This window comes from Azospirillum sp. UENF 112521 (assembly GCF_058780665.1).
The window spans coordinates 287,742-310,330 of the sequence record NZ_JBSNCI010000009.1; the positions used below are offsets into that span (position 1 = coordinate 287,742).

General features: G+C 68.4%; 20 protein-coding genes and 1 pseudogene. 5 read left to right on the forward strand and 16 right to left on the reverse strand.

Going from position 1 to position 22,589, the window contains the following annotated elements; genetic code table 11:
• Position 1: 1 nt before the first annotated feature.
• From ACWPN8_RS32885 to ald, 7 genes are all read right to left on the reverse strand, one after another.
• Positions 2–1,687: a methyl-accepting chemotaxis protein gene (locus ACWPN8_RS32885; RefSeq protein ID WP_492243840.1), complete on the reverse strand. Its 1,686-nt coding sequence runs from the start codon at positions 1,685–1,687 to the stop codon at positions 2–4.
• Positions 1,688–2,032: 345 nt separating this feature from the next.
• A complete protein-coding gene (locus tag ACWPN8_RS32890) occupies positions 2,033–2,386 on the reverse strand; it encodes a DUF6867 family protein (protein WP_492243841.1) in 354 nt (117 codons plus the stop codon).
• Position 2,387: 1 nt separating this feature from the next.
• Positions 2,388–3,098: an ABC transporter ATP-binding protein gene (locus ACWPN8_RS32895; protein WP_014189439.1), complete on the reverse strand. Its 711-nt coding sequence runs from the start codon at positions 3,096–3,098 to the stop codon at positions 2,388–2,390.
• Between the two features lie 3 nt (positions 3,099–3,101).
• Positions 3,102–3,998, reverse strand: a complete 897-nt coding sequence (locus ACWPN8_RS32900) for an ABC transporter ATP-binding protein (RefSeq protein WP_492239656.1) — start codon at positions 3,996–3,998, stop codon at positions 3,102–3,104.
• Positions 3,995–5,479 (reverse strand): high-affinity branched-chain amino acid ABC transporter permease LivM, encoded by a 1,485-nt coding sequence (gene livM / locus ACWPN8_RS32905; protein ID WP_492243842.1) that lies wholly within the window; start codon positions 5,477–5,479, stop codon positions 3,995–3,997. The genes ACWPN8_RS32900 and livM overlap by 4 nt, the downstream gene beginning before the upstream one ends.
• A 5-nt stretch (positions 5,480–5,484) precedes the next feature.
• Positions 5,485–6,390, reverse strand: a complete 906-nt coding sequence (locus ACWPN8_RS32910; RefSeq protein WP_109491242.1) for an ABC transporter permease subunit — start codon at positions 6,388–6,390, stop codon at positions 5,485–5,487.
• A gap of 743 nt (positions 6,391–7,133) precedes the next feature.
• Positions 7,134–8,258, reverse strand: coding sequence for an alanine dehydrogenase (gene ald, locus ACWPN8_RS32915; RefSeq protein ID WP_109451286.1), 1,125 nt, complete (start codon positions 8,256–8,258; stop codon positions 7,134–7,136).
• Between the two features lie 217 nt (positions 8,259–8,475).
• Between ald and ACWPN8_RS32920 the strand changes: the two genes are divergently transcribed.
• Together ACWPN8_RS32920 and rnk are read left to right on the forward strand one after the other, a co-directional pair.
• The gene (locus ACWPN8_RS32920; protein ID WP_109451282.1) at positions 8,476–8,955 is read left to right on the forward strand and encodes an Lrp/AsnC family transcriptional regulator; all 480 of its coding nucleotides are present in this window, start codon (positions 8,476–8,478) and stop codon (positions 8,953–8,955) included.
• A 401-nt stretch (positions 8,956–9,356) separates the two neighbouring features.
• Entirely contained in the window at positions 9,357–9,779 is a 423-nt protein-coding gene (gene rnk, locus ACWPN8_RS32925) for a nucleoside diphosphate kinase regulator (RefSeq protein WP_109451280.1), read from the forward strand.
• Positions 9,780–9,926: 147 nt separating this feature from the next.
• On the opposite strand, the gene ACWPN8_RS32930 is transcribed toward rnk, so the two are convergent.
• The 5 genes from ACWPN8_RS32930 to ACWPN8_RS32950 form a co-directional block, all read right to left on the reverse strand.
• On the reverse strand, positions 9,927–10,406 hold the full coding sequence (locus tag ACWPN8_RS32930; protein ID WP_492243843.1) for an HD domain-containing protein: 480 nt from the start codon (positions 10,404–10,406) through the stop codon (positions 9,927–9,929).
• A gap of 57 nt (positions 10,407–10,463) precedes the next feature.
• Complete coding sequence (locus ACWPN8_RS32935) at positions 10,464–11,663, reverse strand: DNA polymerase IV (RefSeq protein ID WP_492243844.1); 1,200 nt, start codon at positions 11,661–11,663, stop codon at positions 10,464–10,466.
• Positions 11,664–11,735: 72 nt separating this feature from the next.
• Positions 11,736–12,056, reverse strand: coding sequence for a hypothetical protein (locus ACWPN8_RS32940; protein ID WP_492243845.1), 321 nt, complete (start codon positions 12,054–12,056; stop codon positions 11,736–11,738).
• A gap of 38 nt (positions 12,057–12,094) precedes the next feature.
• A complete protein-coding gene (locus ACWPN8_RS32945) occupies positions 12,095–12,826 on the reverse strand; it encodes a LuxR C-terminal-related transcriptional regulator (protein WP_492243846.1) in 732 nt (243 codons plus the stop codon).
• A gap of 53 nt (positions 12,827–12,879) precedes the next feature.
• Positions 12,880–16,437: a hybrid sensor histidine kinase/response regulator gene (locus tag ACWPN8_RS32950; protein WP_492243847.1), complete on the reverse strand. Its 3,558-nt coding sequence runs from the start codon at positions 16,435–16,437 to the stop codon at positions 12,880–12,882.
• Positions 16,438–16,921: 484 nt separating this feature from the next.
• Between ACWPN8_RS32950 and ACWPN8_RS32955 the strand changes: the two genes are divergently transcribed.
• Positions 16,922–17,173 (forward strand): hypothetical protein, encoded by a 252-nt coding sequence (locus ACWPN8_RS32955; protein ID WP_109048879.1) that lies wholly within the window; start codon positions 16,922–16,924, stop codon positions 17,171–17,173.
• Positions 17,174–17,275: 102 nt separating this feature from the next.
• On the opposite strand, the gene ACWPN8_RS32960 is transcribed toward ACWPN8_RS32955, so the two are convergent.
• Both ACWPN8_RS32960 and ACWPN8_RS32965 read right to left on the reverse strand, forming a co-directional pair.
• Positions 17,276–17,566: a hypothetical protein gene (locus ACWPN8_RS32960; protein WP_098736280.1), complete on the reverse strand. Its 291-nt coding sequence runs from the start codon at positions 17,564–17,566 to the stop codon at positions 17,276–17,278.
• A 94-nt stretch (positions 17,567–17,660) separates the two neighbouring features.
• On the reverse strand, positions 17,661–17,909 hold the full coding sequence (locus ACWPN8_RS32965; protein WP_098736097.1) for a hypothetical protein: 249 nt from the start codon (positions 17,907–17,909) through the stop codon (positions 17,661–17,663).
• A 367-nt stretch (positions 17,910–18,276) separates the two neighbouring features.
• Between ACWPN8_RS32965 and ACWPN8_RS32970 the strand changes: the two genes are divergently transcribed.
• Positions 18,277–18,903, forward strand: a complete 627-nt coding sequence (locus ACWPN8_RS32970) for a LysE family translocator (RefSeq protein WP_492243848.1) — start codon at positions 18,277–18,279, stop codon at positions 18,901–18,903.
• A gap of 116 nt (positions 18,904–19,019) precedes the next feature.
• Positions 19,020–20,588, forward strand: coding sequence for an HD domain-containing phosphohydrolase (locus ACWPN8_RS32975; protein WP_492243849.1), 1,569 nt, complete (start codon positions 19,020–19,022; stop codon positions 20,586–20,588).
• Positions 20,589–20,638: 50 nt separating this feature from the next.
• Here ACWPN8_RS32975 and dapB read toward each other — a convergent pair.
• Positions 20,639–21,437: pseudogene (dapB, locus tag ACWPN8_RS32980) on the reverse strand (4-hydroxy-tetrahydrodipicolinate reductase).
• 77 nt (positions 21,438–21,514) lie between these two features.
• Positions 21,515–22,525 carry a zinc ABC transporter substrate-binding protein ZnuA gene (gene znuA, locus ACWPN8_RS32985; RefSeq protein WP_109451265.1) on the reverse strand — a complete coding sequence of 337 codons (1,011 nt, stop codon included), beginning with the start codon at positions 22,523–22,525 and terminating at the stop codon, positions 21,515–21,517.
• Between the last annotated feature and the right edge of the window lie 64 nt (positions 22,526–22,589).

The following is a 22,589-nucleotide window of genomic DNA, read 5'->3' on the forward strand; positions in this document are numbered from 1 at the left end:
CTTATGCCGCCCTAATCTCCCCGTTCGCCTGCTGGCGCACTTCGGTCAGGAAGCGCTCCACCTCGGCCGCCAGGGCGCGGGTCTGGCCGGACAGGCCGCGGGCGGCGTCCTGCACGCCGAGCGCGGTGCTGCCGGCGCTCTCCGCCGTCCGGGCCAGGGCTGCGATGGTGGCCGAGACGTCCTGGGTGCCGAGGGCTGCCATCTCCACCGCCCGCGCGATCTCCTGGGTGGCGGCGTTCTGTTCCTGCACCGACTGGGTGATGGTGCCGGAAATGCCGTCGATCTCGGTGATGGTCGAGCCGATGGCGCCGATGGCGTCGGCGGCCTCGCGGGTCACCGACTGCATGGCGTTGACCTGGGCGGCGATCTCGTCGGTGGCCTTGGCGGTCTGGTCGGCCAGCCCCTTCACCTCGGTCGCCACCACGGCGAAGCCCTTGCCGGCCTCGCCCGCCCGCGCCGCCTCGATGGTGGCGTTCAGCGCCAGCAGGTTGGTCTGCTTGGCGATGGCATGGATCAGCCCGACCACCTGGCCGATGCGCTCGGCGTTGGCGATCAGGCCCTGGACGGTGGCGTTGGTGCGGTCGGTGTGGGACACCGCCTCGCCGGCGATGCGGGCGGAATGGCCGACCTGATCGGAAATGCCGCCGATGGAGCTGGCGAGTTCGGTCGCCGCCGCCGCGGCGGAGCGGACGTTGGACTGGATGTCGTCGGATTCGCGGGCGACATTGCGGGTCTGGCTCGACGCCTCGCCCACCACCGTCGCCATGCGGTCGGCGCTGTCGGCCATGCCGGCGGCCGACTCGGCGATGCCCTCGACCAGCCGCTTCACCGTGCCCTGGAAGCGGTCGGCGAGGTCGAGCAAGGCGGCGCGCTTGGCCTGCTCGGCCTTGGCGTCGGCTTCGGCCTGGGCGGCGTGCATGCGTTCAATGGCGCGGGCGTTGTCGCGGAAGACGGTGACCGAGCCGGCCATGGCGCCGATCTCGTCGGAGCGGCCGTTGCCGGGCACCTCGACCGCGGTGTCGCCGTCGGCGAGCTTCGCCATCGCCGCCGACATCGCACGCAGCGGGCGGATGACGATGCGGCCGAGCAGGAGGTTCAGCAGGGCGATCTGCACCACCAGCGCGATCAGGCAGATGGCGATCTGGTTGCGCATCTGGGTGGCGATGGCGTCGATCTGCTGGTCCAGGCTCCAGGCGATCTGGAGGGCGCCGACCAGCCGGTTGCTCTTGCCGGTCACCACCGGCACCGTCACCACGATGTGGCCGTTGGCGGAGCGGGTCTGCGCCCCCTTGCCGGCCAGCACCGCCTCGACCAGGTCCTGGTCGGGCTTCAGCTCGTATTTTGCAAATCGCTCGTTGGAGAAGTCGGCGAGCGTGCCGGCGGATGTCACCGCCCGCAGCGAGGCGAGCTGCACCTCGTTGCTGCCGGCCAGCGGCATGAACTCCGTCTCGATGGAGGCGCCGTCGCCGGCGACGAAGCTGGTCTTGGTGGCGTTTGCCAGCATGTCCGTCTTGACGCGGGCGTCGTGCGTGGCGAGCCGCACCGCGTCGTCATACTGCATCTTGGCCTGAAGCCCCATGATGACGATGAAGCCGCCGACGATGGCGGCGACGAAGGCCGCCGTCACCTTCCGCCCCACGCTCCAGAACCGTCGCGGCCGGGATGCGGCCGCCTTGTCCACTGCCATGCTCTTGCCCCTTCCCGTGCCGCCTCCGCTTCCTGCCCGGCCGCCAACCATGAGGATATGGCACAGGGCACGGCGAAGCACCGCCGGCAAGGCCGGCGTCCGCCACAGAAGCGTCAACGAATTGCAAAATTTAAATGATATTGTAACAGCACATCATGGTCTGCACCATGATCTTCCTCTCTGACTTTCGGAAGATTGCCAGTTGTCACAGCAATCCCAAAGTCTCGGTCCAGCTTGGACAAAGTGAAGGCGCCGCCGTCGCTTGGACAAAGCGGCGCCTTTTCGTGCCGGGAATTTCAAAAATCCGGCTTCAGTTCTTTTCAGATGTGTTTTTCCGGAACCGCTTCAGCCGCGGGCCGGGGTGCGCTCCCGCCAGCCGAAGGGACCGGCAGTCTCGTACAACCAAGGATACTGGTTGACCATGCGGCGCGCGATGGCGATGCGGTGTGCGGTGAGCGTGATCAGCCCGATCACTGCTGTGTGGACGATGAAGCCCCACAGCGACAAGAGCTGCTCGCCGAACAGGCCCCAGGCCAGGAAGCGGTCGCCCACCCCCAGCAGCAGCGAGTAGGCCAGCACGCTGGAGACCGGCTTCCACCCCTCTGCCAGCGTCTGCCCGGTCAGCACGCCGCAGCCGCCGAACACCAGCACCGTCAGGAACACGAAGACCGGAACGGAGGAGCCAAGGATCGTTTCCATCTCAGTGTCCCCCTTCCAGATAGGCCGCGCGAACCTCCGGGTCGGCCAGGAGCTGCGCCCCGGTCCCCGTCATCGTGATCTTCCCCGTCACCATCACATAGGCCCGGTGCGCCAGCTTCAGCGCGTGGAAGGCGTTCTGCTCGACCATGAACACCGTCATCTTCTGTTCCCGGTTGATCTCTTGGATCACCTGGAAAATCTGCTTCACGATCAGCGGCGCCAGCCCCAAGCTGGGCTCGTCCAGCAGCAGAAGCCGCGGCTGGCTCATCAGCGCCCGCCCGATCGCCAGCATCTGCTGCTCGCCGCCCGACATCGTCCCGGCGCGCTGGTTGATGCGCTCCTTCAGCCGCGGGAACAGCGTCAGCACCCGCTCAAGCTCGCGCTCGAAGCTGCCGGGCTGCGCCACGATGGAGCCCATCTGCAGGTTTTCCAGCACCGTCATCCGCGGGAAGATGCGCCGGCCTTCCGGGCTTTGCGCGATGCCGCGCCGCACGATCTCGTGGGTGGGCAGGTCGGTGATGTCCTCGCCCTCGAAGAACACCCGGCCCTGGCGCGCCCGCGGGCTGCCGCAGATCGTCATCAGCAGCGTCGACTTGCCGGCCCCGTTGGCGCCGATCAGCGAGACGATCTCGCCGGCGCCGATCTCGATGTCGATGCCCTTCAGCGCCTCGATGGCGCCGTAGAAGGTGTGGACGCCCGATACCTTCAGCATGGTTCAGGCTCCCTTCTGGCCGGCGGTGGGCGCGATGTGCAGGTCGGCGGCGACCTCCGGCGGCAGCGCCTCGTCCTCGTCCTCGCCCAGATAGGCGCGGATCACCGCCGGGTCGTTCTTCACATGCTCCGGAGTGCCGTCGGAAATCTTCCGGCCATAGTCCAGCACCACCACATGGTCGGAAATGCGCATCACCACGCTCATGTCATGCTCGATCAGCAGCACGCCCGTGCGGTGACCCTGCGGGGTCTGCACGTCGCGGATGAAGGTCAGGATCTCGGCCAGCTCCCCCGACTCGCGCGGGTTCAGGCCGGCCGCCGGCTCGTCCAGGCACAGCAGCACCGGCTCGGTGCACATGGCGCGCGCGATCTCCAGCCGGCGCTGGGCGCCGTAGGGCAAATTGCCGGCTTCCCAGTCGGCGAACTCGGTCAGCCGCACCCGGTCCAGCCAGTATTTCGCCAGCTCCACCGCCTCATGCTCGGCCTTGCGGAAGCCGGGCAGGCCCAACAGGCCGGCGATGGCGAAGCCGGACGCCCGCATCAGCTTGTTGTGCTGGGCGACGATCAGGTTCTCCAGAACGCTCATGCCGCTGAACAGCCGGATGTTCTGGAAGGTGCGCGCCACGCCCGCCAGCTGGGCGATGCGGTAGCCCGGCATCCGCTCCAGCAGGAACTCCTTGCCGGCGGGATGGCGCAGCGTCAGCCGCCCCACGGTCGGCGTGTAGAAGCCGGTGACGCAGTTGAACAGCGTCGTCTTGCCCGCACCATTGGGGCCGATCAGCGCGGTGATCTCGCCCGCCCGCGCCTCGAACGACACGTCGTTGTTCGCCACCAGACCGCCGAAGCGCATGGTCAGGTGTTCGACCGACAGAAGCGGCTTTTCAGTCATGACGGCGCTCATTTCGCGGCTCCCGCGGCGGGCTTTTTGCCGCCATGCAGGAGGATGGTCGGGTCACGATGGGCCAGCAGGCCGCGCGGACGCCACAGCATGATCACCACCATGCCGGCACCAAACGCCAGCATGCGGTAGTCGGCCAGCTCGCGGAACGCTTCCGGCAGGCCGATCACCAGCAGGGTGGCGACCACCACGCCGATCTGGCTGCCCATGCCGCCCAGCACCACGATGGCCAGGATGATCGCCGACTCGATGAAGGTGAAGCTCTCCGGGCTGATGAAGCCCTGGCGCGTGGCGAAGAAGGAGCCGGCGAAGCCGCCGAACATCGCCGCGATGGCGAAGGCCGCCAGCTTCATGTTGGTGCGGTTGATGCCCAAGGACGCACAGGCGATGTCGTCCTCGCGCAGCGCTTCCCAGGCCCGGCCCAGCGGCAGCTTGCGCACCCTGAGCGTGAACAGGTTCACCACCAGGGCCAAAGCCAGGATGAGGTAGTAGAGGAAGACGATGCGGTGGAGCGGCGAGAACTCCAGCCCGAACAGCTCGTGGAAGGCGGCCATGCCCTCGGCCGGGGTGCGGGAGAAGTCGGCGATGCCGAAGAAGCTCGGCCGCGGGATGCCGGAGATGCCGTTCGGGCCGCCGGTGAACTGGTACCAGTTGACCAGGATGATGCGGATGATCTCGCCGAAGCCCAAGGTCACGATGGCGAAATAGTCGCCGCGCAGCCGCAGGACGGGGAAGCCGAGCAGCACGCCGGAACAGGCGGCGAGCAGCCCCGCCAGCGGCAGGCAGAGCCAGAAGCTGAGTCCGAAATAATGGGCGAGCAGCGCGTAGCTGTAGGCGCCGACGGCGTAGAAGGCGACATAGCCGAGGTCGAGCAGGCCGGCCAGACCGACCACGATGTTCAGGCCCCAGCCCAGCATGATGTAGGTCAGCAGCAGGATGCCGATGTCCAGCAGCATGCGGTCGGCCAGCGGCGTCATCGGCAGGATGGCGGCGAAGACGACGGCGACCGGGCCGATGTATTTGCTGGCATGCTGCACCTTGGCGGCGAATCGATCCATGCGCTTGTCGCGGTCGGCTTGGCTGAGCTTGGAGCGGCCGGTGGCGACGGTCATGGCGGCGCGGATGGCGATGACGCCGCCGCCCAGCACCAGCACCAGGCGCAGCACCTGGGTCGGCATCGGCAGCACCAGCCCGATGCCGGCGCAGACCAGCGCCAGGATCAGCACCGGCAGCGCCATGCCCTGGCGGATCAGCCCGAGCCCGAGCCGGCCGAGGAAGACGAGGACCAGCGAGGCGATGACTTCTTCCGGCCGGGCTTCGATGCCGAGCCCGGTGGGGCGGTCGACGGTGCGCAAGCCCACCAGCGGCACGGTCAGCAGCAGGGCCACGAAGGCGGCGAGGCCGGCGTCCTTGACGGTGGCGGCCCAGTCGACGCCGCGCGCGGCGCCGCGTCCGGCGGAGAGGGTGTTGGAGTGCGTGGTCATGGCGCTTACACCTTCTCGATCTCGGGCCGGCCGAGCAGGCCGGTGGGCCGGAAGATCAGGACGAGGACGAGGATGGAGAAGGTTGCGACGTCCTTCCATTCGGAGCCGACATAGCCGGACCAGAAGGCTTCGATCAGGCCGATGACCACGCCGCCGAGCATGGCGCCGGGCAGCGAGCCGACCCCGCCGAGCACGGCGGCGGTGAAGCTTTTCACGCCGGCCAGGAAGCCGATGTAGAAGTCGATGACGCCATAGATCAGCAGCACCATCATGCCGGCGACGGCGGCGAGTGCGGCCCCCATGACGAAGGTCAGCGAGATGACGCGGTCGACGTTGACGCCGAGCAGCCCGGCCATCTTCTTGTCCTGCTCGCAGGCGCGCTGGGCACGGCCGAGCGAGGTGCGGTTGATCAGCATGGTGAAGCCGACCATGAGGACCAGCGTGATGATGATGGTGGCGAGCCGGACGTAGCTGACAGAGACGGCGCCGTCCATCAGGGTGAGGTTGCCGGGCAGGATGGGCTGCAGCGGCTTGGAGCGGGCGCCCTGGAGGATCTGGATGTAGTTCTGCAGGAAGATCGACATGCCGATGGCGGAGATCAGCGGCGCCAAGCGCGGCGAGGAGCGCAGCGGCCGGTAGGCGATGCGCTCGACCGTCCAGCCATAGACGCTGGTGAACAGCATGGAGGCGAGCAGCATGATCAGCAGCGCCAGCGGCACCCAGGTGATGCCGAGCGCGCCGATGGCCAGGAAGGTGATCAGCGCCACGAAGGAGCCGATCATGTAAATCTCGCCATGGGCGAAGTTGATCATGCCGATGATGCCGTACACCATCGTGTAACCGATTGCGATCAGGCCGTAGATCGCACCGAGCGACAAGCCGTTGATCAATTGCTGAAGAAAATATTCCATCAGGCAGGCTTCTCCCACTCTCCCAGATCAACGAATAGGCAGGCACGCGAAAAAGAGTGAGCCGTGTGCGGCAGCGGAGTTCCGATCCGGATGAACGGGGGAGAACATCCAGGACCGAGGCAGGGGACGCTTGGAACCCCGCCGCCGCACCCGGTTCTTGCCGAAGCCCCGCCGGATGCGGGATCCGGCGGGGCTTCGGGCGAATTCGTTACAGGGGACCGCTGCGGGCCGGCATGCGCGGAGCCGGGACAAGGCCGGCCTTCACCAGGACGGGCATCCAGGCGGGCATCTTCCGGATATGCGACGAGGTCGCGGGGGTGCGGTCATGCACCCGAGCGGCATTCCGTCGTTCGACCATGGTCAACAGCTCCCACTTGCGCGGCACGGGCTTGCAGCCGTGGCGTCCCCACCGGCATCGCTGCCGGACATCCTGCTTGTGAATCGCGGGCCAGTTCGGACGGAGTGACCGTCCGGACAGCACCAGTCGGCGAAAGGCGCCGCGCCTTACCCTGTTCAAAACTGTTCTTGGTCTTTGGCCCCGGCACTTAAGCGCCGGTTGCATATGTTACCCTTTTTCTTGTGACAGACAGGTAATGCAACTTGATCCGTAGGCGCAACACTCTCTTTCCAAGGGTTGAAAAAAACAACAATCGTTCCGACGCGTCGCGATTTTTCCGTTCAAAATTTCCAGTCCTACGGTTTCCGAGAAATATCGTTCAGTTTATTGTCAACAGCTGTTCACATCATCCGCCGACCGTTTCGCGCGGGTCGGTGAAGGGCTGTCCGAGCGCCTCCGCCACCGCCGGATAGGTCAGCCGGCCGCCCTGGACATTCAGCCCGGCCAGCAGGTGCGGATCCTCGGCCAGCGCCCGTTTCCAGCCCTTGCCGGCCAGCGCCTGGACGAAGGGCAGGGTGGCATGGTTCAGCGCCTCGGTGCTGGTGCGGGCGACGGCACCCGGCATGTTGGCGACGCAATAATGCACGACGCCGTCCACCACATAAGTCGGGTCGGAGTGGGTGGTGGCGTGGCTGGTCTCGAAACAGCCGCCCTGGTCGATGGCGACATCCACCAGGACCGACCCGCGGCGCATGCCGGCCAGCTGGTCGCGGCGCACCAGTTTCGGCGCCGCCGCCCCCGGCACCAGCACGGCGCCGACCACCAGATCGGCATCGGCGACCAGCCGGTCGAGGGTGTCGGCGGAGGCATAGACGGTCTTCAGCCGCGGCCCGAACAGATCGTCGAGCTGGGCCAGCCGCGGCATGGAGCGGTCGGCGATGGTCACGTCGGCGCCCAGCCCCATCGCCATGCGGGCGGCGTTGGCGCCGACCACGCCGCCACCGATGACCAGCACCTTGCCGGGCAGCACGCCGGGCACGCCGCCCAGCAGGATGCCGGAGCCGCCGTTGCTCTTCTGCAAGGCGACGGCGCCGACCTGGATCGCCATGCGGCCGGCGATCTCCGACATCGGCGCCAGCAGAGGCAGGCGGCCGGCGCGGTCGGTGACGGTTTCATAGGCGATGGCGGTGCAGCCGCTCTCCATCAGCAGCCGGGCCTGTTCGGGATCGGGGGCGAGGTGCAGGTAGGTGAAGAGCACCTGATCCGGGCGCAGCCTGCGACATTCCGCCGGCTGCGGCTCCTTGACCTTCACGATAAGCTCGGCCTTCGCAAAGACCTCCTCGGCGGTTTCGGCGATCTCGGCCCCCGCCGCGCGGTAGGCCTCGTCGGAAAAGCCGATCTCGGCGCCGGCGCCGCTCTGCACCAGCAGGGAATGGCCGTCCGCCGCCAGTTCGCGGATCGATGCCGGCGTCAGCCCGACGCGGTATTCGTGGTTCTTGATTTCCTTGGGAACGCCGATGCGCGTGACCATGCGAGATCTCCCCGATCCGAACGCCCGTTTCAATCAATCCGGCCGATCGAATCCGGCAGAACCATTGGTATCCCAGGAAACCATCGGTGGGGCAGATTGTCTCAGCGATGTCACTATACGGCCGGCGAAGCGGGTGAATCTCTGCAAAGCCTTGCATGAATCCCCCATAGTGTGGTGGAGCTTCCGCACGATCCGCCACGTCTTCGAATAAAGTTGCATGCACGCCCTGGACGCCCTGGACCACAAGATCCTGCGCCTTCTCCGCAAGGACGGCCGGATGAGCAACGCCAAGCTGGCGGCGGAGGTCGGGCTGTCTCCCTCGGCCTGCCTGCGCCGCCTGCACATGCTGGAGCATTCCGGCGTCATCCGCGGCTATACCGCCATCATCGAGACGGCGGACGAGGAGCGGTCGGTGACCGTCATCGTCCAGATCACGCTGGAACGGCAGACCGACGAGTATCTGCGCCGTTTCGACGCCGCCGTCCGCCGCTGTCCGGAGGTGCGGGAGTGCTATCTGCTGTCCGGCAGTTCCGATTACCTGCTGCGGGTGGTGGCGCAGAATCCCAGCGATTACGACCGCATCTATAAGGACTCGCTGTCGCGCCTCCCCGGCGTGGTGCGCATCCAGTCGAGCTTCGCCATCCGCAGCATCGTGCGCCCCGGCAACCTGCCGGCGCTGGAGGACCGGGCGGACTGACCGTCGAGGGAACGTCTCCCTGGGGGGTACGTTCGCCCAGGACCGGCCTGCCTCAGGGAGTGGGGGCCCATGCCACCGTCGTGATCGTGTAATCCTTGAATTCCGGCGCGAACCTGTCCAAGTTCGGGGAACCATGACACTGCCGCCCCGCCATATCCGTAACCTCCTGCGTGCAGGCCGCGTTCACGCAGGCTCGCCCGCCCCGGATTTGGTCGCCTGAGGCAAGGCTCCCGGACCGTCCGGGGCCAACATCGTCTCCGAATCCAAAAGAGCCGCTCGAACCGCATCCCTGCGGTCGCGGGTTTATCACATGCAACCGCTGCATGACCGATGAGGCGTCCACCGGGGGGCGTCGCCCGGCAGTCGGTTGAGCATGCCGAGAAAAGCGAAGGAAGACCTCGATGCGTCCCGCAGACCAGTTTCCGCCCATCGTGCTGACCGCCACCGACCATGACCGCCTCTCGGCTCTGGTGGAGGCCGTTTCCGAGAGGTTGCCCGATGTGTACGCGTACCTCACGGTCGAACTGGAGCGCGCTGCGGTGATCGATGCCGGCGAACTCGTGGCGACGGTGGTCACGATGGGCGCGCGCGTGGCGTTCCGGGACGAGGTAACCGGACAGGAGCGCACTGTCACCCTGGTCTATCCGGGTGACGCCGACCTCGCGGCCGGTCGGGTGTCGGTGCTGACCCCCATTGGCGCGGCCCTCATCGGCGTCGCGGAAGGACAGTCGATCACATGGTACACGCGTGAGGGCGAGGCGAAGACCCTTACCGTTTTGGCCGTCGAGCCTCCCGGTGCGGACGGAGGCGCCGTCGCCGCGTGATCCGCGGTCGGAAGAGCGACTGCACGCAAGACGCTTCACAACCGCTTCGTCGGCTGGGCGGCCATGGGTAATACAGCCCTGTGCCAAGGCCGCCGATCTTTCATGCTGCCTCTCACCCGAACAGGTCCAATTCCGGGTCGGAGCCGGTTACAGCGCCTGTTCGAGGATCGCCCGTTCCAGGATCGCCCTGGCCGGTGCGTATTTCTCGGCAACCATCCGCGGCCCGGCGGCGATGGCGGCGACGCGGGCGGGATCGCTGTTGTCCAGATTGTCGGCCAGCTTGACGCGGATCGCCGTGAGGTTGCCGCTCGCGGCGATCCGCCCGATCCAGTCGAGATAGCTTCCTTCGGGGTTCAGGTTCCGGCTGACCAGTTGGATGGCGGCGATGGCCTCCTCCTCGACGCCAGCCGCCCGGAGATCGTCGGCGGTGGCGCCGGCATCCTCGATGGCGTCATGGAGCAGGGCGGCCTGGAACTGGGCCTTGGTGGCGTCGGGGAACCGCTCCATCAGGCGGTGGGCGACCCGTTCCAGATGCCTCCAATAGGGGGCGCCGGCCTTGTCGACCTGACCCTTGTGGAGGGTCCTGGCGAATTCCAGCGTGTCCCGGAACCAAGCCTCATTCTGCACTGTGCTTTCTCCTTTCCACGTCTTTGCGCCGCGCTATCGACGTTCTGACCCCGCGGTTCACCCGAACAGGTCGAGTTCCGGGTCCGGCGCGGTTTCCGGGTGGGTCAGGTCGGTGCAGCCGATGCCGATCAGGCGGAAGGCGCGGCCGTCGACCTCGCGCTCCAGCAGGGCGAGGCCGGCCGCCAGGATCGCGTCCGCCGAGCGGGTCGGCTCGACCCGGCGGGACCGGGTCAACTGCTGGAAATCCTTGGTCTTCAGCTTCAGCACCACGCTGCGGCCGAGCAGCCCCTCGCGCTCCAGCCGGCGGGCGACCTTGTCGGCCAGCGGGCGCAGCTCCTGCGCCAGGGCGGGCAGGGTGGTGACGTCCCAGTCGAAGGTTTCCTCCGACGAGATGCTCTTGCTCGGCGACTCGGGGTGCACCCGGCGGGAATCCTCGCCGCGGGCGTAGCTGTAGAGCACCCGGCCCATGGCGCCGTAGCGCTTGACCAGCCAATGCTCATCCCTGTCCTGAAGATCGCCGACGCGGGTGATGCCGTCGGCGAACAGCTTGCGCTCCAAGGCCGGGCCGACGCCCCACAGGATGGTCACCCGCTTGGGCGCCAGGAAGGCCGCCGCCTCCGCCCGGCCGAGTGCGGAGAAGCCGCGCGGCTTGTCGAGATCCGAGGCGATCTTCGCCAGCAGCTTGTTGTAACTGAGGCCGATGGAGGCGGTGATGCGCAGTTCCCGCTCGAAGCGGCGGACGATCTCAACCAGCGCCTGGGCCGGGCTGATGCTGAGGCGGTCTTCCACGCCGGTCAGGTCGAGATAGGCCTCGTCGATGCTGATCGGCTCGACCAGCGGGGTGAAGGCCTCCATGATCTCGCGGGCCCGATGGCCGACTTCCTTATATTTGGCGATGTTGGGGCGGATGATGGTGGCGTCGGGGCAGCGGTCCAGCGCCTCGCGGATCGTCATGGCCGAGCGCACGCCCGATATCCGGGCGACATAGCAGCAGGCGGCGACCACCCCGCGATGGTCGTCGCCGCCGACGATCACCGGGCGGCTGGCCAGCTCCGGCCGGTCGCGCTTCTCCACCGTGGCATAGAAGCTGTCGCAGTCGATGTGGCCGATATGCAGGCTGTGCAGCTCGGCATGGCGGAACAGCCGCCGGCTGCCGCATTTCGGGCAGCGCGTCAAGTCACCCGATCCTGCGCCCGATCCTGCGCCGGGGAGGGCGGCGGCGCAGTCGCGGCAGACGCTGTGCAGGGCGGTGATCATGATGACGGCAGCTTAGCAAAGCGGCGGAGCAAGCGCCAGCTTATGCGTACAAAGGAAGAACGGAATGCGAGGTCAGCGCAACGGCGACTTCGCCCGGTCGGTGGCGGCGATGCGGGACGCGATGCCCTGCAAGCCACTCAGAAGCAGCTTCGCCATAGCCCAGTGATAGAGGGCCGATCCCACCAGGACCGTCAGCATGGCGCCCCACCCGCCGATCCAGCCGGCGAGCATGGCCGCGACGAGGGAGGCGGCGGCCGAGACGACCAATGCCACCAGAATCGTCAGGCCATTGGCTCCGTTGATCCGGCCGAGGATCGCGGCCCGCTCCATCGCCGCGGCGCCGAGCAGGACGACCAGCGACAGGGTCAGCGAAATGCTCAGCAGCAGAACCATGGAGGCACTCGGGAGTGTGGTCGTGGGAGAAGCGGGCGTTAGCGCAGCACGTCGCCGCCCACCGCCAGCCGGCCGGCAACGACGGCGGCCTGGGTGCGGCTGACCACGTTCAGCTTGCGCAGGATGCTGGAGACGTGGACCTTCACCGTCTGCTCCGACACGTTCAGTTCGCCGGCGATCTGCTTGTTCAGCTTGCCGTCGACGATCATCGTCAGGATGCGCAGCTGCTGCGGCGACAGCGAGGCGAAGCGGCGGGCGGAGTCTGCCTCGTCGGCTTCCGATGACACCGCCGACAGCGGCGGCGCCCAGGTCTCGCCGGACAGGATGGCGCGGATGGCGTCGGCCATCGCCGGCATCGACAGCGACTTCGGGATGTAGCCCGAGGCGCCATAGGCCAGCGCCCGGCGGATGGTGTCGGGATCCTGCAAGGCCGACAGGATGGCGACCGGCACGGTCGGGTGGTGGGCCAGCATCAGGAACAGGCCGGCGAAACCGTGGGTGCCGGGCATGTTCAGGTCGAGCAGGACGAGGTCGATCCCGTCCGGCTGCGCTCCCACCGCGGTCATCACCGAGTTGAGGTCCGGGCATTCGATCACCCGCACCTCCGGCATCGCCCGGCCCAGCGCGTCGCGCAGCGCCGCCTGCACCAGCGGATGGTCGTCGCCGATGACGATTGTCGTCTGTCCGGCTGTCGTTTGCGCGGCCGCCGTTTGTTCAGCCGCCGTTTGTCCAGCCGTTGCCGATGCGCCTGCTGCGCTGTCCTCGCCCATGGCTTCCGCACTCCCCCCATTTGCGGCCGCCCGGCTTTTGTCCGGTTCCAGCCTTAACGCTCGGCCACGGCCGCCGTCTGCAAGGCCGCCCCGTTCAGGAAGCGGCGCAGCGACGCCGGCTTCACCGGTTTGTAGAGCACCCCGCAGCCGCAACGCTCCGCTTCCGCCCGCACCGCTTCGGAGCGGTCGGCGGTCAGCAGCAGCCCCTTGACCGGGCGGTCCCACAATTCCCGCAACCGCTCCAGAACCGCAAGCCCCGTCTGCCCGTCGCCGACGTGATAATCGACACAGACCACATCGGGAAGCGCCCCGTCGAAGGGGGCGAGTGCCGCCAGGGCGCCTTCGACGTCCGATGCCGTCGCCACCCGGCAGCCCCATTGGCCGAGCAGCGCACGCAAGCCGGCCAGGATCGGCTCCTCATTGTCGATGCACAGGACCAGAAGCCCGGCCGACAGGGCGGCAGGCGTGGAGACCGGTCGGGTGACCGGGGTGGCGCGCGACTGCTCCATCGGCACCTCCACCGCGAAGCCGGTGCCGCGCCCGACGGTGGAGCGCAGGGTGACGGGATGGTCGAGCAGCCGGGCGATGCGGTCGACGATGGCGAGGCCGAGGCCCAATCCCTTATCGGCCGGATTGCCGCCGCCGTTTTCGCCTCCCAGCCGGCGGAACTCCTCGAACACCTCGTGGCGCTTGGCCTCGGGGATGCCGGGGCCGGTGTCCCAAACCTCGATGCGCAGGCGATCACCGTGAATGGGGTCGCGGCGGCGCCGGCAGCCGAGCAGGACGCGGCCCTTCGGCGTGTAGCGGATGGCGTTGGACAGGAAATTCTGCAACACCCGGCGCAGAAGCTGCGGGTCGGAGCGCACCACCGCACCGCAGCCCACCACCTTCAAGGTCAGGCCGCGTTCCTGCGCCAGGGCGGAGAATTCCACCCCCAGCCCGCCCAGCAGCTCGTCGATGGCGAAGCTGCGCATCTTCACCCGGACATTGCCGGCGTCGAGCGACGAGATGTCGAGCAGTCCGCCCAGCAGCATCTCGGTCGAGCGGAGCGAGGCGGCGGCGTTGTCGATCATGCCGCATTCCGACTCCCGCTGGCCGGGCGTCGGCAGCGGTCCCCGCATGCTCTCCTCCAGCGCCGAGACGAACAGGCGGGCGGCGTTCAGCGGTTGCAGCAGGTCGTGGCTGGCGGCGGCGAGGAAGCGGGTCTTGCTGGCGTTGGCCGCCTCGGCCTCCGCCTTCGCCTGTTGCAGCGCGTCGGTGCGCTCCTGCACGCGGTGCTCCAGGCTCTCGTTGGCCTCGCGCAGGGCCTCGGCGGCGCGGTAGCGCTCGGTCACGTCGGTGTAGGTCGAGACATAGCCGCCTTCCGGCAGCGGGTTGGCGACGATCTCCAGCACCGTGCCGTCGGGGCGGCGCCGCTCGTAGCGGTAGGGCCATTGCTGGTTGGCGGTGTCGCGGTTGGTCAGCAGCGCCGTCATGTCGCGGGCGCTGTATTCGCCGCGGCGCTCGTTGAAGCGGATCAGGTCGGCGAAGGGCACGCCAACCCGCACCATGTCGGCCGGCAGGTCGAGCAGTTCCAGATAGCGGTGGTTCCAGGCGGCGATGCGGTGGTCGGCATCGATCACGCAGATGCCCTGGCCGATGTTCTCCAGCGTCGCCTGGAGCAGCTTGCGGTTGAAGCGCAGCGCCTCCGACGCCTCGTCCAGCATCGCCATGGCGTCGCCGCGCGACAGCGAGCGGCCTTGCAGAGAGGCGGCCATCACCACCCGCGCCGACGCCGCCCCGATGGCGCCGGCGATCAGCGTCTCGGTGAAGCGGACGGCGTCGAGGTCGGCGGGGCCGGTCTCGCCCTTGCGTCCGGCGGCATAAGCATCGAAGGCGGCGTTGCCGCGCTCCGCCCCGACGAAACGGATGGCGAGCGCCCGCAGGTCGGCCAGCCTGGCCAGCGCCTGCGGCGTGTCGTCCTCGTCGCGGTCGGCGGTCGCGGTGGTGTAGAAGACGGCCTGGGTGCGCTCCACGGCACTGGGGCGGGCCAGCAGCGAGCCGGCGACGAAGGCGATCAGGTTGGCGAGCAGGCTCCACAGGCTGGCGTGCGAGATGGGGTCCAGCCCCTCGATCCCGAACAGGGCCTGCGGGCGCAGCCAGCCGATGCCCCAGGGGCCGTGATCGAGGAAGGCGTCCGGCACCGGCACGATGCGCGCCATCGACGGCACCAGCAGCGTGTAGACCCACAGCAGGAAGCCGGCACCGAGCCCGGCCAGAGCCCCCACCCGGTTGGCCCGCCGCCAGTACAGCCCGCCGAAGAAGGCCGGGCCGAACTGCGCCACCGCGACGAAGGACAGGAGGCCGATGACGGTCAGCGGGTAGTCGCGGTCGACCAGCCGGTGCATGACATAGGCCAGCAGCAGGATGCCCACCACCGACAGCCGCCGCACCAGCAGCAGCGTGCCGACCATGTCGCGCCGGCCGACGCGGGCGGCGAAGTGCTTGCGGCTGAGCAGCAGCGGCATCACCACGTCGTTGCACAGCATGGTGCTGAGCGACACCGCGGCGACGATGACCATGCCGGTCGCCGCCGACAGGCCGCCGATGAAGGACAGCAGGCTGAAGCCGCTGGCCCCCGCCGCGATGGGCAGGGTGATCATGAAGGTGTCGGGGTTGATGCCGTCGCTTCCGCTGTCGGGCCCGAAGGTGATGAGGCCGGCCACCGCGATGGGGATCATCAGGGCGCTCAGCGCCACCAGATAGGAGGGGTACATCCAGGCGGCGGCGCGCAGATGGCGGGGATTGTCGTTCTCCACCGTCATCACATGGTACATCTGCGGCAGGCAGAGGAAGGCGATGATCGAGATCGACGTGTTCGACCACCAGGTCGGGTCGGTGAAGTCGGGCGACAGCAGCGGCTCCGCCTGCGGCCGGGCGATCAGGTCGGTGTAGCCGTCGAACATCCCCCAGACGATGAAGGCGGCCACCGCCAGGAAGACGGTCAGCTTCACCAGGCTCTCAAACGCGATGGCCAGCATCAGGCCGCGGTGATGCTCGCTGGCGTTGATGTGGCGGACGCCGAACAGGATGGTGAAGACCGCCATCGACAGCGCCACCGCGAAGGCGGTGTCGCCCCAGACCGGCGGCGGCAGGGCGGCCGGGGCGGCCAGCGACGGGGCCGTCAGCACGTCGAAGCTGGCGGCAACCGCCTTCAGCTGCAAGGCGATGTAGGGCAGCACGCCGACCAGCGCCGTCAGCGTCACCAGCGCCGCCACCGCCTGGCTCTTGCCGTAGCGGGCGCCGATGAAGTCGGCGATGGAGGTGACGTTCTGCGCCTTGGTGATGGCGATGGTCTTGGTCAGCACCGGGCGGGCCGCCAGCAGCAGGATCATCGGCGCCAGATAGATCGGCAGGAAATCGAAGCCGCTGGCCGAGGCCCGGCCGACCGAGCCGTAGAAGCTCCAACTGGTGTTGTAGATGCACAGCGTCAGCGCGAAGAGGATGCCGGTCGCCCGCGGCGAGGCCGACAGCAGCGCGCCCCCGGCGGTGCGCCGGTCGCCCCACCAGGCGATGGCGAACAGAACCCCCAGATAGGCCGCCGAAACGGCCAGCACCAGCCAACTCTGCACGACCGACGGACCTCTTTGGGGTGGGAAGGGGAGCTGTGCGACGACCCTATCGCAATGCTGCCGCCGCCAACAACGGGCGGGCTCGGAATTGCTCAAGAACTGTGCAGGGCTGAACGAAGGTAGGGGCGCAAATGGTTTGCCGGTCGAACTATTCTGCACCTGCCGGACGCCGCCGTCCCGGTCGCCGCTGGTGTGACGGCCGGCGTTCCCGCCCCGGTCCCGGGCATCAGTCCAAGGGTCCGGGGACCGCCGAAGCGGCCGTTTCCGTCTCCTCCCTCGGACGGGGACGGCCGCTTCCGCGCCTGCCGTCCGGCCCCGCCGGCCGTGGGACAAACGGGGGTCCCTGTCGGTTTACTGCGTCGTCATCGCTGGGAAAGCGTCGCGAACGGCCCAATCTATGGCAAGATGGTCCATCGTAAGGGAGCCCGGCCGTCGGTGCCGGCCCCGGTGCGTGGCCTGAAACGGAAGACGGACGCCCAAGAGAATGCTGATCGACGCCTATTTGGGGTTCCGGGTCGGGGACGTGGTCCTGGACCGTGCGGAGCTTGCGGCCGGCACCGCCACCATCAAGGAAATCCACGTCGTTCCCTGTGACTGGGCGCATGGCCTGACCGGCATCGCCGTGATGGAGAACGGCGCCGAGCGTTTCATCGTCCAGCTGAAGAAGGTGCGCCCCACCGAGGAAGAGGTCGAGACCGAAAGCAACGTCCGGCCGCTGCGCCACCGCGCGCGCTGAACCCTGTTTCCAACACGGCAAGGCCCGCCGCCCCGGATCGGAGCGGCGGGCCTTTGCTTTTCCAGCGGGAGCGGTGCCCGCCGGGCCGTCAGTGACGGGGCTTCAGTGACGAAGCTGGACGCGCCCGCCGTTCCTGCGCGCGTCATCGACGCTGGCGATGGCGGGCAGGCCGCGCAGGAAGGCGGCGCCGGTGTCGGTCGCCTCGAACAGGACATGGCCCTGGCGGTCCTGGCCGCGGAAACGGGCCTCGGTCGCCATGCCGGCATTGCGGACGGCGGCCGACAGGTCGGACACGGCCTTCCAGATGCGGGCACGATGCTCGGCGGCGCTGGAGCAGCCGGTCGCATCCGCGACGGCCAGCGTTACGGTAAAGGAATGAAGCTCGATCGCCATGGTGGCACCACGGAACTTGGAGTGCGGGGTTCGGTAAACCCGGATCGTTCCGGCCATCGGCCGGATACGGCGCCGGCCCTTGGGATCGAGAAACTCAGTCGTAACGGGGAAGCTTCGACAGGACAATGTCGCTGATGAGGCCGCGGAGCTGGCTGACCGGGAGCTGTTCGACCGGAATGCTGACCGCGCGGGCGTAGGTCTCGCAGACGTGCCAGGCGTGGTCGGGTTCGACCAGGATGTGCCGGGCGAGATCGTGTTCGTCGGCGTTCGCCCGTCCGGGGAGCGCCTTTTCACAGGCCAGAGCGGTTTGCACCATATCGCTGGCCAGATTGTGCAGGTTCATGGATGGCACCTTCCCATGCTCGGGAAATCGTTGGGGGCACAAACAAACTAGACCTTCGTTCCGGATTCCACAATGGTGCCTATGACGTTCGGCTGTGACAATTCGACGATGGAGCCACAACCGGCGCCTGGGCGATGCCGCCGCGGACCGGCCGATACCGGGACCAACATAGGTTGCGGCGAATTATTCCGCCTGTGACCGTTTCGCGGGTCTGACGCGGCAAATTTCGGCCGGCTCCGCCGCCACTGCGCTCTTGCGTCGGACGGGCTTTTGCCTATCGGCGTTCCGGTCCACCGCCAATGGCATTGCGCATGCCAGCCGGCTGTGGATTGATGAGTGGGTCACTACCCATATTGGAGACAGCACCATGTCCGCCGACCTGTGGCTCGCCTTCGCAGCCGCCTCCGCCATCATGCTGATGATTCCGGGGCCGACGGTGCTGATCGTGGTGTCCTATGCCCTGGGCCATGGGCGGAAATCGGCCATGGCGACGGTGGCCGGGGTGGCGCTGGGCGACTTCACGGCGATGACCGCCTCCATGCTGGGGCTGGGGGTGCTGCTGTCGACCTCGGCGGCGCTGTTCACCCTGCTGAAATGGGCGGGTGCCGCCTATCTGCTCTATCTCGGCATCAAGCTGTGGCGGGCGCCGGTCGGCAACGCCGAGGCCGCGGCCGACGACCGGGATGTCCGGCCCTGGCGCATGATGCTGCACACCTATGCCGTCACCGCGCTGAACCCCAAGAGCATCGTCTTCTTCGTCGCCTTCCTGCCGCAGTTCCTCGACACCGGCAGCCCGCTGGCCGGGCAGATGGTGGTGATGGAGGCGACCTTCCTGGTGCTGGCGACGCTGAACGCCGCCGGCTATGCCCTGCTGGCCTCGGCGGCGCGGCGCGCGGTCAGGACGCCGTCGGTACAGCGGACGGTCAACCGGGTCGGCGGCTCGCTGCTGATGGGCGCCGGGCTGCTGACCGTGGCCTGGAAGCGCACGGCCTGAGCCGATTCATTGACAACTCATCATAACTTCACCGAAAATTGTCTGCGAATGAGGTGGTGCACGCGCCGGTAACTTTCTTGACGCTGGCGAAAGCGAATCGATCCGCGGGGGCGGTGATGGTCGACGGGGGCAAAGGGGCCGACAGGGCGGACATTCTCCGGCGGGACTCCGCCGCGGATGTCCTGGAATTCGCCGCCGAAGCGGAGGAATCCGCCGACGGCGGGCGGCGCAATCCGCCCTGGCTGATCCTGATCGTCGACGACGACCACGAGGTCCATGCCATCACCCGCGTCGTGCTGGGCGAGATGATGTTCGAGGAGCGGCCGGTCCGCTTCCTGTCCGCCTACACCGCAAGGCAGGCGCGGTCGCTGCTGGCGGAGCATCCGGGCATCGCCGCCATCCTGCTGGATGTGGTGATGGAGACCGACGATGCCGGGCTGAAGCTGGTCCGCCACATCCGCGAGGAGATGGGCAACCGGCAGATCCGCATCATCCTGCGCACCGGCCAGCCGGGGCAGGCGCCCGAACGGCAGGTGATCGCCGCCTACGACATCAACGACTACAAGGCGAAGAGCGAGCTGACGGCGCAGAAGCTCTACACCGCCGCGGTCGCGGCACTGCGCTCCTACCAGCACATCGCCACCATCGAGCATGGCCGCCAGGGGCTGGAGCGGGTGATGGAGGCGGCCGACCATCTGGCCGGGCTGCGCTCGCGCCCGCAATTCCTGGCCGGGCTGGTCGGGCGGGCGGCGGCGCTGGCGGGCGGCGCCCAGTCCGCCCTGCTGTGCGCCGCCGGGGAGGATGGGCGACCGTCCATCGTCGCGGAGGCCGGGCTGCCGGCAGACGACCTGCCGCCGGAGGCGGCCGCCACCGTGCTGGCGGCGCTGGCCGACGGGCAGACGCGCTGGAGCGCCTGCTGCGGAGTCGCCGTGCTGCGCGGCCGCGATGCGCCGCCGCTGGCGCTCTGCCTGCTGGGCGGTCCCTTCGCCGCGGGCGACCGGCCGCTGGTGGAGCTGCTCTGCACCAAGGCGGCGGTCGGGCTGGACAATCTGCGGCTTTACGAGCGGCTGAACCAGGCGCAGATCGCCACCGTCCATGCGCTGGGCAAGCTGGCCGAATACAAGGACGAGGTCACCGGCGACCATGTGAAGCGGCTGGGCCGCTGGGCCACCGCCATCGCCCGCGAACTCCACGCCCGCAATGTTTTCGCGCACGAGCTGGACGACTGGTTCTGCGACACCATCGGGCTGGCCAGCGTGCTGCACGATGTCGGCAAGGTCGGCATCCCCGACGCCATCCTGCGCAAGCCGGGCCGGCTGGACGAGGCGGAGATGGCGGTGATGCGCGAGCATGCCGCCATCGGCGGCAGCATCCTGCGCGATGCCTGCGGCGGCGACCGCCACGGCTACCTGTCGATGGGCGCGGAGATCGCCGAGAGCCATCACGAGAAGTTCGACGGCAGCGGCTATCCGAAGGGGCTGGCCGGCGACGCCATCCCGCTGGCCGGCCGCATCGTCGCCGTCGCCGACGTGTTCGACGCCCTGCTGCATCGCCGCCCCTACAAGAAGGCGTGGGACATCGGCGAGGTGCTGGACCTGCTGCGGGCGGAGGCCGGCAGCCATTTCGACCCGCGGGTGGTCGAGGCCTTCCTGGCGGTGCTGGAGCGCGACGGGGCGGGGGTGTAGGACCCGCCGCCCCACCTGCTTTTCAAGCCCCAGCTTTCAGGGGCCGGTTTTCAGACGCCCAGCACGTCGCGCATGCTGTAGAGGCCCGGCGTCTTGTCCTGCGCCCACAGGGCGGCGCGGACGGCGCCCTTGGCGTAGATGCCGCGGCCCGACGCCTTGTGGGTCAGCTCGACCCGCTCGCCCTCGCTGGCGAAGAACACGGTGTGGTCGCCGATCACGTCGCCGCCGCGCAGCGTGGCGAAGCCGATCTCGCCGCGTGGACGGGCGCCGGTGTGGCCGTCGCGCACCTTCTGCCAGACATCCTCCAGCGCCACCCCGCGCCCGGCCGCCGCGGCACGGCCGAGACCGAGCGCGGTGCCTGACGGCGCATCGACCTTGCGGCGGTGGTGCATCTCCAGGATGTCGATGTCGTAGTCGTCGTCCAGCGCGTGGGCGACCTGCTCCACCAGAGCCAGCAGCAGATTGACGCCCAGCGACATGTTGGGCGACTGGACGATGGCGGTGTGGGTGGCCGCGGCGGCGATGGCCGCCTGCTGCGACGGGTTGAGGCCGGTGGTGCCGACGACCAGCACGGTCTCCGACTGGGCGGCGAGTGCGGCGTGCCGTTCCGTCGAGTCCGGGCTGGTGAAGTCGATCACCGCGTCGGCCTCGGCGAAGAGGGCGACCGGGTCGTCGATGGCGGTCACGCCCAGCGGGTCGATCCCGGACAGGATGCCCAGAATCCTTGCCCAGCGCCGGGCCGCCCAGCCGCTCGGTCCCGCCGGCCAGCGTGCAGCCCGCAGTCGCCGCGATCTCGCGCACCAGCATCTGGCCCATGCGCCCCGCGCACCCGACGACACCGATCTTCATGACGCCCATCCTCTGTTCGACTCTTCCGGCCGGAGTTTCCCGCCCTCCCAGCGGTTTAGCACAGGCCCGGCCGTGGCTTAAGCGCCAAGGCAGCCGCGCAGCGATGCGGCGAGGTTGCGCAGCAGGGTGGGGTAGAGCGCCTCGCCCTCCGGCAGGTCGGCGCCTTCGGGGTCGAGCACGCCGGTCTTCGCCTTGGTTCCCTCGACCACCGTGCGGACCAGCGTCGGCTCGAACTGCGGTTCGGCGAAGACGCAGGCGGCGTTCAGCCCGGCGATCTTGGCGCGGATCGCCGACAGCCGCTTGGCCGACGGGCGGCGGTCCGGGCTGACGGTGATGGAGCCGACCGCCGACAGGTCATAGCGCGCCTCGAAATACTGGTAGGCGTCGTGGAAGACGACGAAGGGCTTGTCCTTCAGCGGCGCCAGCGTGGCCTTCAGTTCCGCATCCAGCGCGTCGATGGCCTGGAGCGTGCGGTCGGCGTTGGTGCGGTAGGCCTCCGCATCGGCCGGATCCCTGGCGGCCAGCGCGTCCGCCGTCGCGGTGACGATGGCGCGGGCGTTGGCGGGATCGAGCCAGATGTGGCTGTTCAGCTCGTCATGGTCGTCGTCATGGTCGGCAGCGTGATCGTGGTCCTTGTGATCATGATCCTTATGGCCGTGCCCCTCATGGCCGCCCTCATGTCCATGGTCGTGCGCCTCCCAGGCACCGCCTTCGCGCGTCTGCAGCAGGGTCAGGCCCTTCTGCTCCATCAGGGTCAGTCTCGTCGCCTTCGGCGCGTTGGCCTTCAGCGGCTTTTCCAGGAACCCTTCCAGCTCGGGGCCGACCCAGACCACCAGATCGGCGGCCGACAGCGCCTTCGCGTCCGATGGCTTCATCGTGTAGCTGTGCGGCGAGGCGCCGCCGCGGACCAGCAGGACCGGCTCGCCCACCCCATGCATGACCGAGGCGACCAGGGAATGGATCGGCTTGATCGACACCACCACCTTCGGTGCCTCGGCCCGGGCCGGCAGGGCGCCAGTGGCGATGGCGGTGACGGCAAGAGCGCCCAGGGTGCCGGTCAGAAGGCTGGACAGGGCAAATCGACGCATGGGAGGGATCCTCTAGACTTGCTGGACAGGCTTCCGGTTTCAGCGCATAGGGAAACCGGCTTCA

Bases quoted from the DNA above. Each gene is read 5' to 3' on its own strand.
- ACWPN8_RS32955 (WP_109048879.1), top strand. From the start codon at position 16,922: ATGCTGATCGACGCCTATTTGGGGTTCCGGGTCGGGGACGTGGTCCTG.
- ACWPN8_RS32935 (WP_492243844.1), bottom strand. From the start codon at position 11,663: ATGATCACCGCCCTGCACAGCGTCTGCCGCGACTGCGCCGCCGCCCTC.
- ACWPN8_RS32895 (WP_014189439.1), bottom strand. From the start codon at position 3,098: ATGCTGAAGGTATCGGGCGTCCACACCTTCTACGGCGCCATCGAGGCG.
- ACWPN8_RS32965 (WP_098736097.1), bottom strand. From the start codon at position 17,909: ATGAACCTGCACAATCTGGCCAGCGATATGGTGCAAACCGCTCTGGCC.
- ACWPN8_RS32885 (WP_492243840.1), bottom strand. From the start codon at position 1,687: ATGGCAGTGGACAAGGCGGCCGCATCCCGGCCGCGACGGTTCTGGAGC.
- ACWPN8_RS32900 (WP_492239656.1), bottom strand. From the start codon at position 3,998: ATGAGCGCCGTCATGACTGAAAAGCCGCTTCTGTCGGTCGAACACCTG.
- ACWPN8_RS32890 (WP_492243841.1), bottom strand. From the start codon at position 2,386: ATGGAAACGATCCTTGGCTCCTCCGTTCCGGTCTTCGTGTTCCTGACG.
- ACWPN8_RS32910 (WP_109491242.1), bottom strand. From the start codon at position 6,390: ATGGAATATTTTCTTCAGCAATTGATCAACGGCTTGTCGCTCGGTGCG.
- livM (WP_492243842.1), bottom strand. From the start codon at position 5,479: ATGACCACGCACTCCAACACCCTCTCCGCCGGACGCGGCGCCGCGCGC.
- ACWPN8_RS32940 (WP_492243845.1), bottom strand. From the start codon at position 12,056: ATGGTTCTGCTGCTGAGCATTTCGCTGACCCTGTCGCTGGTCGTCCTG.
- rnk (WP_109451280.1), top strand. From the start codon at position 9,357: ATGCGTCCCGCAGACCAGTTTCCGCCCATCGTGCTGACCGCCACCGAC.
- ACWPN8_RS32975 (WP_492243849.1), top strand. From the start codon at position 19,020: ATGGTCGACGGGGGCAAAGGGGCCGACAGGGCGGACATTCTCCGGCGG.
- ald (WP_109451286.1), bottom strand. From the start codon at position 8,258: ATGGTCACGCGCATCGGCGTTCCCAAGGAAATCAAGAACCACGAATAC.
- ACWPN8_RS32970 (WP_492243848.1), top strand. From the start codon at position 18,277: ATGTCCGCCGACCTGTGGCTCGCCTTCGCAGCCGCCTCCGCCATCATG.
- ACWPN8_RS32960 (WP_098736280.1), bottom strand. From the start codon at position 17,566: ATGGCGATCGAGCTTCATTCCTTTACCGTAACGCTGGCCGTCGCGGAT.
- znuA (WP_109451265.1), bottom strand. From the start codon at position 22,525: ATGCGTCGATTTGCCCTGTCCAGCCTTCTGACCGGCACCCTGGGCGCT.
- ACWPN8_RS32945 (WP_492243846.1), bottom strand. From the start codon at position 12,826: ATGGGCGAGGACAGCGCAGCAGGCGCATCGGCAACGGCTGGACAAACG.
- ACWPN8_RS32920 (WP_109451282.1), top strand. From the start codon at position 8,476: ATGCACGCCCTGGACGCCCTGGACCACAAGATCCTGCGCCTTCTCCGC.